The following is a 15,523-nucleotide window of genomic DNA, read 5'->3' as shown; positions in this document are numbered from 1 at the left end:
CCCGGCGCGGTTTGGGAGGCCCGTTCCGGGGTGAGAGAATTGAGGGAAGCCGTTGGAGCGTGATGAATCAGCCGTGACAAGAGATAGCAGTCCCCTGCGGGCGCCCGGGGACCCGGACGCCGTTTCAGGTGACCCCGTGGTGCACAGCATTACCGACGCCGCCGCCGCCCACTCGGACGACATGCGCGAACGAATGATCAAGTACGCCTTGGCGATGGGTATCCGCCTGGTGTGCCTATTGCTCATATTCGTAGTTGACGGCTGGTTCAAGATCATCGCCGTCGCGGGGGCCGTTTTCCTGCCCTGGATTGCTGTAGTGATCGCCAACGGCAGCGACAAAGCCGAAGTCCACAGTGATGCCTTGCTGGACTACGTCCCGGCCGCGGAGCTGGAAGCGTCACCCGAAGAAGGGGAACCGGCCGCTCCGGTCACCGTTTTGGAGGGCGAACTCATCGACGACGACGCCGCCTCCCGGGACGCTTCCGGCCCTGCACCCGTTGACAACCCCGGCGCCGGCAGGCAGCAATACCCGCTCGGCGGGGAAGAACAGGCGGCTTCATGAATATCTTCACTATGGGCGGCCCTGGCCTGGAGAATGAGGAGCATGCAGGCCGCGGCGCGACGCCTGCGGCTGTCTGTTCACGAAAGGCGTGCCGCGCCGAGGCTACGTGGCAGCTCCTGTGGAACAATCCACGCATCCACACTCCCGAGCGCCGCAAGGTGTGGCTGTCCTGCGGGGAGCACCGGGAATGGCTGGAGGACTACCTGCAGACCCGCGGCCTGTGGAAAGAGACCGTACCGTTTGCGAAGACAACCGATCCAGGCGGGGCCCGCTGAATGTATCGCTTTCTTTTTTCCAGCAAGTGGCTGGGCTATTTCGTCCTGGCGGTGATCTTCGCCACCGGCTGCGTGTTGCTGGGCCGCTGGCAAATGGACCGCAGGGCAGAGACGTTGGCCGAGATCAACCGCGTGGTCACCAACTACTCGGCCACTCCGGTTCCCTTCTCCGCCGCCAAGGCGCAGTTCCAGTCCTTGGACCCCGAAAGGGAATGGGCGCAAGTGGAGCTGCACGGAAGGTATGACGTTTCCGGTCAACGCGTCGTCCGTAACCGTCCCCTCAACGGCCAGCCCGGGTACGAAGTAGTGGTCCCCTTCCGTTTGTCGAGCGGGGAAGCGGTGGTGATTGATCGCGGGTGGCTGCCCATCGGCAACAAGACGCCCGGCCACCCCGACAGCATCCCGGCGCCTCCGGCCGGCGAGGTCACCGTCGTCGCCCGCTTGAAGGCCTCGGAACCGGATTTGGGCCGCGGCGCCGTGGACGGCCAACTGGCATCGATCGATCTTCCTTCCTACGCCAAGGAGCTTGGCTATCCCATCATGACCGGCGCCTACGGGCAGCTCGCCACAGAGTCGCCCGCCGTCCAGGTGATGCCCGCGCCGTTCGCCAAGCCGGCCACGGATGAGGGCACCCACCTCTCCTACTCCTTGCAGTGGTTCGCTTTCGGTGTGCTGATGTTCGTCGGTTTCGGCTATGCGGCCAGGCAACAGGCCCGCAATGCCCGGATTGATGCCGAGGACGAGGAAGAAGAAATCAGCGCCGTGCCTGGTCGCAAGGCACCCGCGCCACGGAAATCGAAGCGGCCGACGGCCGAAGAAGAGGAAGACGCAATCCTGGATGCACAAGGCTACTGATATGGTCCCGGCCCCCGTGCTGAATGTGAAGTCCGCCCTGGCCGCGGCCGGCGCCCAAGACACGGTTCGCACATTCGACGACGATGTCCCCACCGCCGCCGCGGCAGCCTCCCTGCTGGGTTGCGATATTGCGGCCATCGCAAACAGCCTGGTCTTCGAACTGGACGGCGCTCCCCTGCTGATTCTCGCGAGCGGGGCTGCGAAGGTGGACACTGCCTTGGTCGCCGCCTCCTTGGGAACAGCCAGGATCCGCCGGGCCAGCCCGGACTTCGTCCTGGAGCACACCGGCCAGGCCGTGGGCGGCGTGGCTCCCCTTGGACACCCGCGGCCTATCCGTACCATCCTCGACATTTCGCTCCAGGAGCATCCACTGCTCTGGGCCGGCGCAGGCGACCATAACTCGATGTTCTCCATCAGTTACGGTGAATTACAGCGGATTACGGCAGCCCAGCCCCTCAAGGTCCGCTGAGCCGACAGTCCGCCGGCACATTGATCCGGCCCATTGATCCGCTCCGGCCTGGGGCTAGGCTGTGAGCATGGCTGAATACACCTACGTCACGTACATCGAAGGAACCCCGGACCAGATTTGGACGGCACTCACGGACGCAGACCAAAGCGCGGAGTACTGGGGCCACTCCAATGTCTCGGACTGGAAGGCAGGTTCACGCTGGGAACACCGGCGCACGGACGGTTCCGGAACGGCCGACGTCGTAGGAACAATCCTGGAAGCATCACCGCCGGCGCGCCTCGTGAACACATGGGAGGATCCCGCGGTTCCAGCGGTGGTAAAGCCCGACGTGGTCACCTTCACCATCGAGTCCCATGACGGTATTGCCCGGCTTACCGTCCACCACAGGAACATCGCCGACGACGAACAGTTGGCGATTGCGGGCCGCGGCTGGTCGGCGGTCCTGTCCAACCTGAAAAGCTACATTGAACTCGGCCGCCCGCTTGCCTCCGTGCCGTGGGAAATGCCCTGACGGGACGGGAACGCCCTGACCCGCACCCTACGCGAGGGTGATGAGGTCCAGGTAGTCTTCGTTCCAGTGGTCCTCGACGCCGTCGGGGAGCAGGACCACGCGTTCCGGGTTCAGCGCCTGCACGGCGCCTTCATCGTGGCTGACGAGCACGACGGCGCCGGAATAGTTTCGCAGTGCGCCGAGGATCTCAGCGCGGCTGGCGGGGTCGAGGTTGTTGGTGGGCTCGTCCAGGAGCAGCACGTTGGCGCTCGAGGCCACGATGGTGGCGAGGGCCAGTCGAGTCTTCTCACCACCGGAAAGCACTCCCGCCGGCTTGTCGACGTCGTCACCCGAAAACAGGAAGGAACCGAGGATCCCGCGGACCTCTGCGTCTTTCATGTCCGGAGCGGATGAACGCATGTTCTCCAGGACGGTGCGCTCGTGGTCCAGGGTTTCGTGTTCCTGCGCGTAGTAGCCCACTTTCAGCCCGTGGCCCGGGACGATGTCGCCGGTGTCCGGTTTGTCCACTCCGGCAAGCATCCGCAGGAGGGTGGTCTTGCCTGCACCGTTGAGGCCCAGGATGACCACTTTGGAGCCACGGTCGATTGCCAGGTCCACGTCAGTGAAGATTTCCAGTGAGCCGTAGGACTTGCTCAGACCCTCTGCCGTGAGCGGAGTCTTGCCGCACGGAGCAGGATCCGGGAAACGCAAGGCTGCCACGCGGTCATTCTCGCGGACTGCTTCCAGGCCGCCGAGCAGCCGTTCGGCACGCTTCGCCATGTTCTGCGCCGCCACGGCCTTGGTGGCCTTGGCACGCATCTTGTTCGCCTGGTCCATGAGGACCTGGGCCTTCTTCTCCGCATTGGCGCGTTCGCGCTTGCGGGCGCGCTCGTCGGTTTCACGCTGTTGCAAGTACCGCTTCCAACCCATGTTGTAGAAGTCGATCTGCGCCCGGTTGGCGTCCAGGTGGTAAACCTTGTTCACCGTGGCTTCGAGGAGCTCCACGTCGTGGCTGATCACGATCAGCCCGCCCTGGTGGCTCTTGAGGAAGTCGCGAAGCCAGGTGATGGAGTCCGCATCGAGGTGGTTGGTGGGTTCGTCCAGGAGGAGCGTTTCGGCGTCCGAGTAAAGGATCCGGGCCAGTTCCACACGGCGGCGCTGGCCGCCGGAGAGTGTCTTGAGCGGCTGGTTCAGGAGCCGCTCGGGAAGTGCCAGGTTGGAGGAAATGGCCGCCGCTTCGGCCTCAGCAGCATAACCGCCTCCTGCGAGGAACTCGGCTTCCAAGCGGTCGTAGCGGTTCATGGCTTTGCGCTGGACCGTCGCGTCTTCGCTGGACATGTCCGCCTGCGCCTGCTTGAGCTTGCCCACCACCACGTCAAGGCCGCGGGCGGAAAGGATGCGGTCGCGTGCAAGCTGTTCCATGTCCGGGGTCCGCGGGTCCTGGGGCAAGTAGCCAATCTCACCGCTGCGGGTGACCTTGCCGGCCGCCGGCAGTCCCTCTCCGGCAAGGACGCGGGTGAGGGTCGTCTTGCCTGCACCGTTCCGGCCCACCAGACCGATTTTGTCCCCCCTGTCCACGCGGAAGCTCACCTGGTCCATGAGCAGGCGGGCGCCGGCGCGCAGTTCGAGTTCGTGGACGGTAATCAATTCGGGGGATGCCTTTCAATGGGGAACACCCGCAGCACCGGAGGTCAAGGCGCGGCTGAAGTGGAGGGGCCGAACAAACGGCCTTTACGATTCTACCGCCCACCAGCCCGCCCGCCCGCCAGCGACAAGGGTGCACGCGGATGACCCCAAAATAGTAAGTACCCTTGCTACTATTTTCGGCGCGTGGTTAGGTGAAGGTAGGGCCCGGAAGGGAACGCTGCATAGCGGCTCAGGGATGAATCCGATGGGACGATTGCGAGGGAGGCTCTTGATGAGCAGTGCAACAGGATCCAATGGCAAACACCTCAGGGCGGACCGGAGCCAGGATGAAGTCCCGTACACCGCCGAACCGGCGCGGGACCAGGTAGCCGGTGTACCTGGGGCTGGCCCTGCTTATGTTGAGGACGGCTACGTCGAGACAACGAGCAGCTATCCCGTGATTCCGGCCGCTGCCGACCCAGACGCCGCCACCCGTGAGACGGTCATCGCCCGCGAAAGGGAGCAGTTCGGCGGAATCAAGATCGGCTCGGCCTTCTTCGGCTGGCTGACCGCGACGGGGATGGCCGTGCTGTTGGTCGCGCTCCTGGCGGCGGCGGGGATCGCTGTTGGACTCGCCAACAACGCGAACGTCAGCGACGCAGTGAACCTGGCGTCGTCGCAAACCGTTGGCATTGCGGGGATCATTTCGCTCCTGGTGATCCTGTTCCTTTCCTATTATTGCGGCGGCTACGTCGCCGGACGCATGGCCCGGTTCAACGGCGTCAGGCAGGGGCTCATGGTTTGGTTTTGGGCAGTCATCGTCGCCGTGCTGGTGGCGTTGCTGGGATTGGTCGCCGGACCGCGGTTCAATATCCTCGCCAACGTGAACAGCTTCCCGAGGATTCCCGTGAATGAGGGACATCTGAGCACGACCGGCATCATCGCCACCGTCGTGGTGGCTGTTGTGACCCTCGTCGCCGCGGCACTAGGAGGACTGGCCGGCATGCACTACCACCGCAAGGTGGACCGCGCGGGTTTCACCCCGACGGAAGAGGACATCGAGGCTTAGCCAAAGACTCCGGCCGCTGGCCGCCGTTCTTTGTACCTTGGCGCCAAGGCCTTGGCGCGCTGCTCGTGGACACCCTACAAAATGCCGTGCCAGGCCGCTCTGTAGTGTCGGTTTGAGGGATCCATTCCGCCCCCAGGCACAGACAGGACACACCATGAGCAGCACAGAAACCGCTTCCACGCGACGAACCCCTCCCCGCACCCGCTGGACGTCCACGGACATCGGCCTCATCGCGGTATTCTCGGGCCTCGTGGCCGCCTCGACCCTTGTTCCGGGCATTCCGGTCGGCGCCCTCGGCGTGCCGATCACCCTGCAGACCCTCACTGTCATCCTGACCGGCCTCGTGCTCGGCGGCGGGCGGGCCTTTGCCGCCGTCGGGCTGTACACCCTGCTCGGTTTCGCGGGACTGCCGATCTTCAGCGGAGGTCGCAGCGGTCTCGGTATCCTGGCCACACCGTCGGCCGGCTACATCATCGCGTTCCCCCTGGCGGCGGCCGCCACCGGCTGGCTGGCTGCGATCGTGATCCGCAAAACCGTCAAGCACCGTGCCGTTTTCCTGTTTGCCGCCGCCATGATCAGCACCATCGTCCTCATCCACGGCCTCGGAGTGCTTGGCTTCATGGTCAATGGCAAGTTCGACTTCGCCAAGGCATTCCTGGCCGACCTGCCCTATTACCCCGGCGACACCATCAAGAACGTCCTGGCGGCAATCATCGCCGTCGCGCTCCACAAAGCCTTCCCCGACATCCTGGTCCGCCGCGTCAAATAAAGCCCGCGTCAAATAAAGCAGGAACAATCAGTCCATGAATACCATCACTCTCAGCGACGTCTCAGTGCGCGTGGCCATCGACGGCAGCCCTGCGCCCAAGACGTTGCTGCAGGACGTCTCCTTGGAACTCACGGAGCAACGCATCGCGGTCATCGGGGCCAACGGCTCGGGAAAGTCCACCCTGCTGCGCTTGCTCAACGGCCTGGTGGCTCCAAGCGATGGTGCCGTCAGCGTCAACGGCGCAGACAGCGTGCGGGACGTTCGTCAGGCCCGCAGCCAGGTGGGATTTGTCTTCACCGATCCCCTTTCGCAGCTGGTCATGCCGACCGGGCGGGAAGACGTTGAACTCTCCCTGCGGCGTTCCATCAAGAACTCCAAAGAGCGCGCGGCCCGTGCCGAAGCCGTATTGCAACGCTTCGGCCTCCTGGACCTCGCCGACCAGAGTATTTACGAGCTCTCCGGCGGCGAACGGCAGCTGCTCGCCCTCGCGGCCGTCCTCGCCGTGAATCCCGCCGTACTGGTCCTCGACGAGCCTTCAACGCTGCTGGACCTGCGCAACCGGGAGCTGCTCAGGCGCACGCTTTCGGGCCTGGAGCAGCAGATCATCATGTCCACCCACGATCTGGACCTTGCCCTCGAAGCGGACCGCGCGTTGGTCGTGGATTGCGGACGGATAGTGTTCGACGGCGGAGCAGTCGGCGCCGTCGAACACTACCGCGCGCTGTGCGCAGCGGCCGCGGCGCCCGGCGACAAGGTGCAGGCGACGTGAGGGGCCACGGGGTCCTGATCCCCAACTACGTGCGGGGCAACTCGATCGTGCACCGCACGCCCCTATGGCTCAAGTTCCTGTTGGTTGCCGGCTGCGGGCTGGCATCGTTCCTGATTGTCGACTGGCTTGTCTCGGCAGTGGTCCTCGCCGTGATGTGCGGACTCTTCCTGCTGAGCCGCGCGGGACTCAAACGGCTCGCGCATTCCGTGTGGCTCGTGACGCCCATCCTCGGGGCGATCGGCGCCGTCCAATGGTGGCAGCTGGGCGGCCCCGTTGCGGCGCGGATTGTACTGAATGTGCTTGTCTGCGTCGTCGCGGCATCGGTACTTACGGTCACCACTCCGGTGCAGGCGTTGCTGGACGGGGTTGTTGCCCTGTCCAAGCCGTTCAAGCGTTTCGGTGCGGACCCTGAGCGCTTCGCGCTGACCATCGCCATCATGCTGCGCAGCCTTCCGTTCATTGCCGGCGCATTTTCCGATGTCCGTGACTCAGCCCGGGCACGGGGGCTTGAGCGCAATCCCCGCGCCTTGGTCTTGCCGGTATTCATCACCACGGTTGCCTATGCGCGGCAGACCGGCGACGCCCTGGCCGCGCGCGGCCTCGGCGACGCCGAAGACTAACCGCCCGTCACCTGCGAATACCGGAACATCGCCGCCGTGCCCATTCCGCCTGCGCTGCTGATCATCGCCAGCGCCAGGCTCTCCCGGCCCGGCTGCGCTTCTGCAATCCTGCGGGCCTGGGCCAGTAGCCGCGTCACCAGGACGGCGCCGGACGCGCCGTAGGCGTGTCCCAAGGCCAGCGCGCCGCCGTCGAGGTCCGCCCGTTCCGGTTCCACTCCCAGCGCGTCAAGGCAGGCGAGCGTCTGCGAAGCGAATGCCTCGTTGAATTCGACGAGGTCCAGTTTTCCGGGTTCAAGATCCAGCTCCGCCAGCAACCGCTGGGCCGCCACTGAAGCTCCGATACCCAGTAGTTCCGGGTCCACGCCGGCTGTGTCGCAACCCAGGACGCGCAATCCGTCGGCGGCACCAAGTTGCCGTGCCCGCTCCAGTGAAGTGATAACGACGGCGGCGGCCGCGTCAGCGTCGAAGCACGAGTTTCCGGCCGTCACGGTGCCGCCGGGTACGAATGCCGGCGGGAAGCGGGCCATGAGTCCTGCCCTGAGGGATGCCCGCGGTCCGTCATCCGCGCGGACCACGGCGCCCCCCGCTTCCAAGGGAACAATTTCCGCGGCGAACGCCCCGGCAGCAGTGGCAGCGACCGCCCGCTGGTGGCTCCGGAGGGCGAAATCGTCCTGTCGTTCGCGGCTGACGAAGAATTCCCGCGCCACATTTTCAGCGGCCACCCCCATGTCCGGGTCCCCGAACTCAGGCGGCACAAAGGTGGCTCGGGTGTAGAAGTCCGGCTCGCCGTCGGGGTCCTGGTTCCGCCGGGCACGCAGCGGGGCAGTACTGATGCTCTCCACTCCCCCGGCCAGGAAGACGCCGTTACCGCCTGCGGCCACGAGCCGGGACGCCAGGGCGATGGCGTCGAGTCCGGAACCGCACTGCCGGTCCACGGTCAGTCCGGGAACGCCCACCGGCAGTCCCGCCTGCAATGCGGCATACCGGGCCAGGTTTCCGCCTCCGCCCACCGCATTGCCGATCACGACGTCGCTGACGTCCGAACCGGCAACACCCGTGGCCGCCAGGAGTGAACGCAGGACCGGGGCGAGGAGATCCTCGACGCGGAGCGACTTCAATTGTCCGTTGGCGCGGCAAATAGGTGTGCGCAGGGCGGCAATGATCACCGGCTGGCGCGAAGGGTCCAGCCCGGTGCCCGGCTCGCGGCTAGGCAAGGGGATTCGCCCGCGGATCGTTGTTCTCAATCCAGTCGAGCAACAGCTGGCGGCTGACCTTCCCGCGGTCCGTCACGGGCAATTCGGACAGCGTGAAATACCGCTGGGGTCGCTTGTCCCGGGCGAGCAAACCGTCCAGGCCGGTCTTGACCTGGGTTGCCGTCACCGAACCGTAGGCCGGAACGATTCCTGCGACAACTTTCTGGCCGCGGACCTCGTCCGGTATTCCGGCCGCCACCGCCGCCGAGACCCCGGGGACCGAGGCCAGGGCGAGCTCCACCTCATGGGGATAGACGTTCCTGCCCGAGGTGATGATCATGTCGGACCGACGGCCGAGGATATGCAGGACACCGGAGTCCACGTAGCCCTGGTCCCCCACCGTGTACCAACCGTCAAAGCACCGCAGCGCCTGGCCGTCGTCGCCCCACAAATACCCATTGCTGACCATGCCGGAGCGGACGCAGATGTTCCCGTCGGTCCCGTCGGGCACCTCCGCGCCGTCGTCGTCCATGATCCTGAGTTCGACGCCGGGAAACGGTCCGCCGATTCCCGTGCCGCCGGCGTCGAGCGGTTCCCCGGCAGCGAGGCGCGTTCCGGAAACGAAACTGAGTTCGGACGCACCGTAGTACTCGAAAATCGCGGCATTGGGCGCCCAACGCCTGGCGGCCTCGAGGGTGCGGGCGTCCAGCTTCGAGCCTGCGCAGATGATGCTCCGCACGCCGGATGCGTCCACGCCTCCGGCCAGTCCGCGTTCGCTCAACAGGCGCAGCATGGTGGGCACCAGGACCACGCGGGTGATGCCGTCGTAAGCGATGGCACCGTGGACATCGCCGACGTCGAAGGTCTCCGTGGTGTGGAAGGCCGCTCCGGCATACAGGCATTCCGATAGTGCGTACAGGTTCAGGCTCGCGGCGAGCGGTCCGGGCGCGAGTGTCCTGTCCTCCTGTGTCAGCCCGAAGAATTCGATGGAGGCGTCAAACGAGACCTGCCACGAACGCCGGGTACGGGTGAAGGCCTTGGGGACGGAGGTGGTTCCGGAGGTCAGGCCGATCAGGAACGTGGTGTCGGGAGGGCCGTCGGACAGCTCGTCGCTGGCGGTCTTCGGGCCCGTGGCGGAAGTCTGTGCGGCGGCGGGCCCGGCTTGTCCGATCCTCTGCGTGACCTCATCGATCATGGCCTGCGGCCACAACGGGTCGAGCACGGCGCAGCGCCGCTCGCCGGCCACAGCGGCCGCGTACGCCACCACGAACCCGAGGGAATTGGGCTCGGCGAGTACCGTCGTCGCGGGCGTCTCCCCAAGGCGCAAGGTTGCGGCGTCCCTGAGGTCAGCCCAGTTGAGCCGTTTGCCGCCAACGACGACGGCAGTGTCGTCGGGGCGTTCATCGGCCCAAAGCTGAAGTTTGTCCAGGAAAGGCATCATCGAATTTTAGCCTCTGCGGCGGGTCAGCGGCGTTCTATGACGCTGTGCGGGTACGACGACGGCCGGCCACCTTCGCAGGAAGGTGACCGGCCGTCGTCGTACCCTAAGCCGGGGCTGGGGACCTAGATGTTGAAGCCGAGGGCCCGCATCTGGTCTTTGCCGTCGTCCGTGATCCGCTCGGGACCCCACGGCGGCATCCATACCCAATTGAGGCGCCAGTCGTCCACGATGCCGTCGAGCGACTGGCCGACCTGCTCTTCAAGGACGTCCGTCAGCGGGCATGCCGCCGTCGTCAGCGTCATGTCGATGAGCAGGGCGCCGTCCTCTTCCGAGTACTTCAGACCGTAGAGCAGCCCAAGGTCCACCACGTTGACACCGAGTTCCGGGTCAATGACATCCTTGAGCGCCTCCTCGACGTCCTCGAGGCTGGTGCGAGCCGCGTTGATTTCGGTCATGGCGGGAGTCCTAACTAGGCCTGTGCTGCGGCAGCAGCGATGGTGGCTGCGCCGGCGCCCGTGGCGTAACGGTCGTAGCCTTCTTCTTCGAGGCGGTCGGCCAGTTCAGGGCCGCCCTCTTCGACAACCTGGCCATCAACAAACACGTGGACGAAGTCCGGCTTGATGTAGCGCAGGATCCGGGTGTAGTGGGTGATGAGCAGGGTACCCATGTTGCCCGTGGCGTGGGCGCGGTTGACGCCCTCGGAGACGACCTTGAGCGCGTCGACGTCCAGGCCGGAGTCGGTCTCGTCAAGCACGGCGAACTTCGGCTTGAAGAGTTCGAGCTGGAGGATCTCCACGCGCTTCTTCTCACCGCCGGAGAAGCCCTCGTTGACGTTGCGCTGTGCGAAGTCGGCGTCGATACGCAGCTGCTGCATGGCCGCCTTGACGTCCTTGGTCCAGGTGCGGAGGGCAGGAGCTTCGCCATCGATTGCCGTCTTGGCGGTGCGCAGGAAGTTGGTCATGGTCACGCCCGGAACCTCTACGGGGTACTGCATTGCCAGGAAGACGCCTGCACGGGCGCGCTGGTCAACGCTCATGGCCAGTACGTCTTCGCCGTCGAGCGTGATGGTGCCCCTCGTGACGTTGTAGCGCGGGTGGCCGGCAATGGTGGACGCCAGGGTGGACTTGCCCGAACCGTTGGGGCCCATGATTGCGTGGGTCTCGCCGGTCTTGATGGTCAGGCTGACGCCCTTCAGGATCTCCTTGGTGCCCTGCTCCGTCTCGATGCTGACGTGCAGGTCCTTGATCTCAAGAGTAGACATGCTCTTCTTTCTTTCGTAAGTCTTTAGGCACTTGGCGCTCAGTAGTTCTGTACTGAGGCGCCGTTCACAACGTTGGTCACGTCCACGTAGACGTCGTCGCCGTCGAGGGTGACGGCGAAGACGGGGACGGGGTCATAGGCAGGGAGCTGCAAGGGTTGTCCGGTGCGGAGATCGAACTGGGAGCCGTGGCCCCAGCATTCGATCGCGCAGCCTTCGATTTCGCCCTCGGAGAGCGAAATGTCCGCATGCGAGCAGGTGTCGCCGATGGCGTGGATCTCCCCCATCGAATCCTTGACGATGGCTACGGGGTAGTCATCGATCAGGATGCGCAGCGCCTGCTTGACCTGGATCTCGTTGGCGTTGCATACCAGTTCGCCTTGTGGCTGTTCGCTCATAGTCTGTTTTCCCTGCTTGGCTTGTATTAGTTGTCGGTCGCGGCGAGCTCGCGCTCAACAGCTTCGGTCAGGCGCTCTTCGAGTTCCGGTACCTTGATCTGCTGGATGATCTCGTTGAGGAAGCCACGGACCACCAAACGGCGGGCTACGTCTTCAGGGATGCCGCGTGCCATGAGGTAGAACAAGTGTTCGTCATCGAAGCGGCCGGTGGCGCTGGCGTGGCCGGCGCCCTCGATCAGGCCGGTTTCGATTTCCAGGTTCGGCACGGAGTCCGCGCGTGCACCGTCGGTGAGGACCAGGTTGCGGTTGGCCTCGTAGGAGTCGGTGCCTTCTGCTTCCTTGCGGATCAGGACGTCGCCCACCCACACGGTGTGTGCGTTGCGGCCCTGCAGGGCACCCTTGTACAGCACGCGGGACTTGCAGTTGGCAACGGCGTGGTCAACGAACAGGCGCTGCTCGAGGTGCTGGCCGGCGTCGGCGAAGTACAGGCCGAACATCTCGGCTTCCGCGCCGGGAGCCGTGAAGCGCGTGGACGGAGTCATGCGCACGACGTCGCCGCCGAGGCTGACCACGATGTGCTTGAACTTGGCGTCACGGCCCAGCTTGGCCTGCTGCGACGAGGCGTGAACGGCGTCGTCGTTCCATTCCTGGAGCGAGATGACCGTCAGGTCGGCACCGTCTTCGACGAGGATTTCGACGTTCTGCGAAACGATTGCACTGCCCTGGTGGTCCAGCACGATCCGGGACTTCGAGAAGCGGCCTGCCACGATCACGATGTGCTGGGCGGAAGCTTCAGCAGAGGTGCCGGTCAGCAGGACGGACACTTCGCCGTCGAGCTGGAGCTCGGCGGGCACCGTGATGACGGTGGCCTCGGTAAAGTTCTCCCAAGCGTTGGCGGACACGCGGTCCTCCGGGATGGCCGCCGAGCCGATGCGGGCGTCATCCCGCCCCACGGTCTCGACGACGACGCCCTCCGGGGCGGTAACGGCGACGGACGGCGCCGAACCGGAGAGGACCTCGTTGTGAAGGCCGCGAAGCCGCTTGAGCGGGGTGAAGCGCCAGTCTTCTTCGAGACCGGTGAGGGGCTTGAAGTCAGCCAGCTTGTACGAGGTCAGCCGACCTGCGCGCGAACTGTCCGGAATTCCAACGCCGCCGCCGTGGGAGTGGCTCTTGGCCGAGGCGCCCGCGAGCGGTCCGGCCGAAGGCGCCTGTTCCGAGGTCTTTTCCGAGGTGGAAGACGTGTTGGTGCCGGTGTTGACCGGTGAGAGGTTCTCGCCCTCTTCGGTGAAGCCGTCAATAAAGGGGTGTGCCGATGGCGCGCCGATGCGGGCCTTTTCAGTAGTGATTTCAGTCATTGCTAACCGACGGATCCTTCCATCTGCAGTTCAATCAGGCGGTTGAGTTCAAGGGCGTATTCCATAGGCAACTCACGGGCAATCGGCTCAATGAAGCCGCGCACGATCATGGCCATGGCCTCGTCCTCGGGCATACCGCGAGACATCAGATAGAAGAGCTGCTCCTCACTGACTCGGGAAACGGTGGCCTCGTGACCCATCACCACGTCATCCTCGCGGATGTCGATGTAGGGATAGGTGTCGGAACGGGAAATGGTATCTACCAGCAAGGCGTCGCAACGCACGGTGTTGGCGGAGTGCTTGGCGCCTTCGCGGACCTGGACCAGGCCCCGGTAGGCTGCACGACCGCCGCCGCGGGCCACGGACTTGGAAATGATGGAGCTCTTGGTGTTCGGCGCGATGTGGACCATCTTCGAGCCGGTGTCCTGGTGCTGGCCTTCGCCGGCGAAGGCGATGGACAGGGTCTCACCCTTGGCGTGCTCGCCGACCAGGTAGACAGCCGGGTACTTCATGGTCACCTTGGAGCCGATGTTGCCATCGATCCATTCCATGGTGGCGCCTTCTTCGCAGATAGCGCGCTTGGTGACCAGGTTGTACACGTTCGTGGACCAGTTCTGGATGGTCGTGTAACGGACGCGGGCGCCCTTCTTCACGATGATTTCCACCACTGCGGAGTGCAACGAGTCCGAGGTGTAGATCGGAGCGGTGCAGCCTTCGATGTAGTGGACGTAGGAGTCCTCGTCCGCGATGATCAGGGTGCGCTCGAACTGGCCCATGTTCTCGGTGTTGATGCGGAAGTAGGCCTGCAGCGGGATGTCCACGTGGACGCCCTTGGGGACGTACACGAACGAACCGCCTGACCACACGGCCGTGTTCAGCGACGCGAACTTGTTGTCGCCCACCGGAATGATGGTGCCGAAGTACTCCTGGAAGATCTCCGGGTGCTCACGGAGCGCGGTGTCCGTGTCCAGGAAGATGACGCCCTGCTTTTCCAGGTCCTCGCGGATCTGGTGGTACACAACCTCGGACTCGTACTGCGCGGCCACGCCGGACACGAGGCGGCTGCGCTCGGCTTCCGGGATGCCCAGCTTCTCGTAGGTGTTGCGGATGTCCTCGGGCAGGTCTTCCCAGGTGGCAGCCTGCTTCTCGGTGGAGCGCACGAAGTACTTGATGTTGTCGAAGTCGATGCCGGAGAGGTCTGCACCCCAGGTGGGCATCGGCTTGCGGTCGAAGTACTTCAAACCCTTCAGGCGGAGGTCCAGCATCCACTGCGGCTCGTTCTTCTTGGCCGAAATGTCGCGGACTACCTCTTCGTTGAGACCACGGCGTGCGTTGGCGCCGACGTCGTTCTTGTCAGCCCATCCGTACTCGTAGTTGCCAATACCGTGCAGCTCGGGATTCTTCTCCAGAATCTCCGAGATCACAGCACCGTCAGCTAGCGCTTTCTCTGCTGTTCCTTCAGCTAATTGACCCGTCATCACGGCCTTTCTTACTGATTGTTGGATTCGACATGGGGCGTGGCCCGCAGCTTAGGAAACCCGAGGGCCTCCTTGGCGGCCGGCCTGCCTGTAGGAATGTGGGTGGTGCAGACATGCCCGCCCTGCGCGAGGGTGGAGAGCCTGCGGACGTCGACGCCGACCAAACGGGAAAACAGTTCGGTCTCAGTGTCACAAAAAACGGGGAATTCCGCGGCGAGCTGCTGGATGGGGCAATGGCCCTGGCACAGCTGGACGCTCGAGAGGGATGCGGGCAAGGGCGACTTGGTCTCAATCGACGCAGCCGACGCGACGTATCCGTCCCTGCTCAGCGCCTTGGACAGGGCCACAGCACGGGCTGCGATATCGGAACCGGCCCGGTCGACCTCGGGTGCGTAGCGCTGTTCCATCTCGGCGAAGCGCTCTACTGCATAGTCCCTGACTGCTTGTTCGCCCGCAAGGTCCCGCAGCCGCCGCAGCGCAGAACTTGCAATGTTAAGGTAGTCATCCCCGAGCTTCGACTGGCCTTGGGAGCTGAGGACATAGCGACGGGCCGGCCGTCCCGCGCCGGCACCCGCCTTCGCTACGCGTTTTACCTCGATGACCCCGGCACGCTGAAGGTGATCCAGGTGCCGGCGGACAGCTGCAGGGGTGAAGCCCAGCATGTCGCCAAGTTCAGCCGCGCTGACAGGACCGTGCTCCAGCACCGCGTTGAGAACCCGGTCCCGGGTGCGGTCTTCCGCATCGGCCACGCCGACGGCTGTGCCACCGGGCACAGGCGCGACGGCGCTGTGCCTTGCGGGCGGCCTTGCGGGCACGGAAACAGAACTCCTCATGGAATACACAACACAATCATGTCGTAATTTAGTCCGTGCATCCAGTAAGGCAAGGCTGGCCTG

Annotated in this window: 18 protein-coding genes; 9 read left to right on the top strand and 9 right to left on the bottom strand. The window is 64.7% G+C overall.

Annotated elements, in window-relative coordinates; genetic code table 11:
• Positions 1–73: 73 nt before the first annotated feature.
• The 5 genes from AB0323_RS02290 to AB0323_RS02270 all read left to right on the top strand — a co-directional run bounded on the left by AB0323_RS02290 (position 74) and on the right by AB0323_RS02270 (position 2,672).
• Positions 74–562: a DUF3099 domain-containing protein gene (locus tag AB0323_RS02290; RefSeq protein ID WP_366175950.1), complete on the top strand. Its 489-nt coding sequence runs from the start codon at positions 74–76 to the stop codon at positions 560–562.
• The gene (locus AB0323_RS02285) at positions 559–837 is read left to right on the top strand and encodes a hypothetical protein (protein ID WP_366175949.1); all 279 of its coding nucleotides are present in this window, start codon (positions 559–561) and stop codon (positions 835–837) included. Before AB0323_RS02290 ends, AB0323_RS02285 begins: the two co-directional genes overlap by 4 nt.
• Positions 838–1,692 carry an SURF1 family protein gene (locus AB0323_RS02280; RefSeq protein WP_366175948.1) on the top strand — a complete coding sequence of 285 codons (855 nt, stop codon included), beginning with the start codon at positions 838–840 and terminating at the stop codon, positions 1,690–1,692. It abuts the gene before it with no gap.
• Positions 1,676–2,161, top strand: a complete 486-nt coding sequence (locus AB0323_RS02275) for a YbaK/EbsC family protein (protein WP_366175947.1) — start codon at positions 1,676–1,678, stop codon at positions 2,159–2,161. Before AB0323_RS02280 ends, AB0323_RS02275 begins: the two co-directional genes overlap by 17 nt.
• 67 nt (positions 2,162–2,228) lie before the next feature.
• Positions 2,229–2,672 carry an SRPBCC domain-containing protein gene (locus AB0323_RS02270; protein WP_366175946.1) on the top strand — a complete coding sequence of 148 codons (444 nt, stop codon included), beginning with the start codon at positions 2,229–2,231 and terminating at the stop codon, positions 2,670–2,672.
• Positions 2,673–2,699: 27 nt separating this feature from the next.
• Here the strand turns inward: AB0323_RS02270 and AB0323_RS02265 are convergent, their stop codons facing one another.
• On the bottom strand, positions 2,700–4,298 hold the full coding sequence (locus tag AB0323_RS02265; protein WP_366175945.1) for an ABC-F family ATP-binding cassette domain-containing protein: 1,599 nt from the start codon (positions 4,296–4,298) through the stop codon (positions 2,700–2,702).
• A 271-nt stretch (positions 4,299–4,569) separates the two neighbouring features.
• Here AB0323_RS02265 and AB0323_RS02260 point away from each other — a divergent pair, with 271 nt between their 5' ends.
• The 4 genes from AB0323_RS02260 to AB0323_RS02245 all read left to right on the top strand — a co-directional run bounded on the left by AB0323_RS02260 (position 4,570) and on the right by AB0323_RS02245 (position 7,504).
• Positions 4,570–5,346: a hypothetical protein gene (locus AB0323_RS02260; RefSeq protein ID WP_366175944.1), complete on the top strand. Its 777-nt coding sequence runs from the start codon at positions 4,570–4,572 to the stop codon at positions 5,344–5,346.
• Positions 5,347–5,500: 154 nt separating this feature from the next.
• Positions 5,501–6,115, top strand: coding sequence for a biotin transporter BioY (locus tag AB0323_RS02255; RefSeq protein ID WP_366175943.1), 615 nt, complete (start codon positions 5,501–5,503; stop codon positions 6,113–6,115).
• 34 nt (positions 6,116–6,149) lie between these two features.
• Complete coding sequence (locus tag AB0323_RS02250) at positions 6,150–6,884, top strand: ABC transporter ATP-binding protein (RefSeq protein ID WP_366175942.1); 735 nt, start codon at positions 6,150–6,152, stop codon at positions 6,882–6,884.
• Positions 6,881–7,504 carry an energy-coupling factor transporter transmembrane protein EcfT gene (locus AB0323_RS02245; protein WP_366175941.1) on the top strand — a complete coding sequence of 208 codons (624 nt, stop codon included), beginning with the start codon at positions 6,881–6,883 and terminating at the stop codon, positions 7,502–7,504. Before AB0323_RS02250 ends, AB0323_RS02245 begins: the two co-directional genes overlap by 4 nt.
• Here AB0323_RS02245 and AB0323_RS02240 read toward each other — a convergent pair.
• The 8 genes from AB0323_RS02240 to AB0323_RS02205 form a co-directional block, all read right to left on the bottom strand.
• Positions 7,501–8,718, bottom strand: coding sequence for a thiolase family protein (locus AB0323_RS02240; protein ID WP_366175940.1), 1,218 nt, complete (start codon positions 8,716–8,718; stop codon positions 7,501–7,503). The genes AB0323_RS02245 and AB0323_RS02240 overlap by 4 nt on opposite strands.
• Positions 8,711–10,135 (bottom strand): AMP-binding protein, encoded by a 1,425-nt coding sequence (locus AB0323_RS02235; protein ID WP_366175939.1) that lies wholly within the window; start codon positions 10,133–10,135, stop codon positions 8,711–8,713. The genes AB0323_RS02240 and AB0323_RS02235 overlap by 8 nt, the downstream gene beginning before the upstream one ends.
• Before the next feature lie 125 nt (positions 10,136–10,260).
• Positions 10,261–10,593 (bottom strand): metal-sulfur cluster assembly factor, encoded by a 333-nt coding sequence (locus AB0323_RS02230; RefSeq protein ID WP_059389266.1) that lies wholly within the window; start codon positions 10,591–10,593, stop codon positions 10,261–10,263.
• A 14-nt stretch (positions 10,594–10,607) separates the two neighbouring features.
• Positions 10,608–11,399 (bottom strand): Fe-S cluster assembly ATPase SufC, encoded by a 792-nt coding sequence (gene sufC / locus AB0323_RS02225; protein ID WP_364534429.1) that lies wholly within the window; start codon positions 11,397–11,399, stop codon positions 10,608–10,610.
• Between the two features lie 38 nt (positions 11,400–11,437).
• The gene (locus AB0323_RS02220) at positions 11,438–11,794 is read right to left on the bottom strand and encodes a non-heme iron oxygenase ferredoxin subunit (RefSeq protein WP_364534426.1); all 357 of its coding nucleotides are present in this window, start codon (positions 11,792–11,794) and stop codon (positions 11,438–11,440) included.
• 26 nt (positions 11,795–11,820) lie between these two features.
• Entirely contained in the window at positions 11,821–13,149 is a 1,329-nt protein-coding gene (sufD, locus tag AB0323_RS02215) for a Fe-S cluster assembly protein SufD (RefSeq protein ID WP_366175938.1), read from the bottom strand.
• Positions 13,150–13,151: 2 nt separating this feature from the next.
• A complete protein-coding gene (gene sufB / locus AB0323_RS02210) occupies positions 13,152–14,627 on the bottom strand; it encodes a Fe-S cluster assembly protein SufB (protein WP_284981344.1) in 1,476 nt (491 codons plus the stop codon).
• An 11-nt stretch (positions 14,628–14,638) separates the two neighbouring features.
• Positions 14,639–15,442 (bottom strand): MarR family transcriptional regulator, encoded by an 804-nt coding sequence (locus AB0323_RS02205; RefSeq protein WP_366175937.1) that lies wholly within the window; start codon positions 15,440–15,442, stop codon positions 14,639–14,641.
• Positions 15,443–15,523 lie beyond the last annotated feature (81 nt).

Source organism: Arthrobacter sp. NPDC080031, assembly GCF_040702485.1.
GTDB lineage: Bacteria > Actinomycetota > Actinomycetes > Actinomycetales > Micrococcaceae > Arthrobacter.
This window is presented reverse-complemented; position numbering and strand designations above follow the sequence as displayed.

Coding starts and splice junctions, on each gene's coding strand:
- sufD (WP_366175938.1), bottom strand. CDS start 13,149: ATGACTGAAATCACTACTGAAAAGGCCCGCATCGGCGCGCCATCGGCA.
- AB0323_RS02270 (WP_366175946.1), top strand. CDS start 2,229: ATGGCTGAATACACCTACGTCACGTACATCGAAGGAACCCCGGACCAG.
- sufB (WP_284981344.1), bottom strand. CDS start 14,627: ATGACGGGTCAATTAGCTGAAGGAACAGCAGAGAAAGCGCTAGCTGAC.
- AB0323_RS02230 (WP_059389266.1), bottom strand. CDS start 10,593: ATGACCGAAATCAACGCGGCTCGCACCAGCCTCGAGGACGTCGAGGAG.
- AB0323_RS02250 (WP_366175942.1), top strand. CDS start 6,150: ATGAATACCATCACTCTCAGCGACGTCTCAGTGCGCGTGGCCATCGAC.
- AB0323_RS02275 (WP_366175947.1), top strand. CDS start 1,676: ATGCACAAGGCTACTGATATGGTCCCGGCCCCCGTGCTGAATGTGAAG.
- AB0323_RS02260 (WP_366175944.1), top strand. CDS start 4,570: ATGAGCAGTGCAACAGGATCCAATGGCAAACACCTCAGGGCGGACCGG.
- sufC (WP_364534429.1), bottom strand. CDS start 11,399: ATGTCTACTCTTGAGATCAAGGACCTGCACGTCAGCATCGAGACGGAG.
- AB0323_RS02280 (WP_366175948.1), top strand. CDS start 838: ATGTATCGCTTTCTTTTTTCCAGCAAGTGGCTGGGCTATTTCGTCCTG.
- AB0323_RS02255 (WP_366175943.1), top strand. CDS start 5,501: ATGAGCAGCACAGAAACCGCTTCCACGCGACGAACCCCTCCCCGCACC.
- AB0323_RS02220 (WP_364534426.1), bottom strand. CDS start 11,794: ATGAGCGAACAGCCACAAGGCGAACTGGTATGCAACGCCAACGAGATC.
- AB0323_RS02285 (WP_366175949.1), top strand. CDS start 559: ATGAATATCTTCACTATGGGCGGCCCTGGCCTGGAGAATGAGGAGCAT.
- AB0323_RS02235 (WP_366175939.1), bottom strand. CDS start 10,135: ATGCCTTTCCTGGACAAACTTCAGCTTTGGGCCGATGAACGCCCCGAC.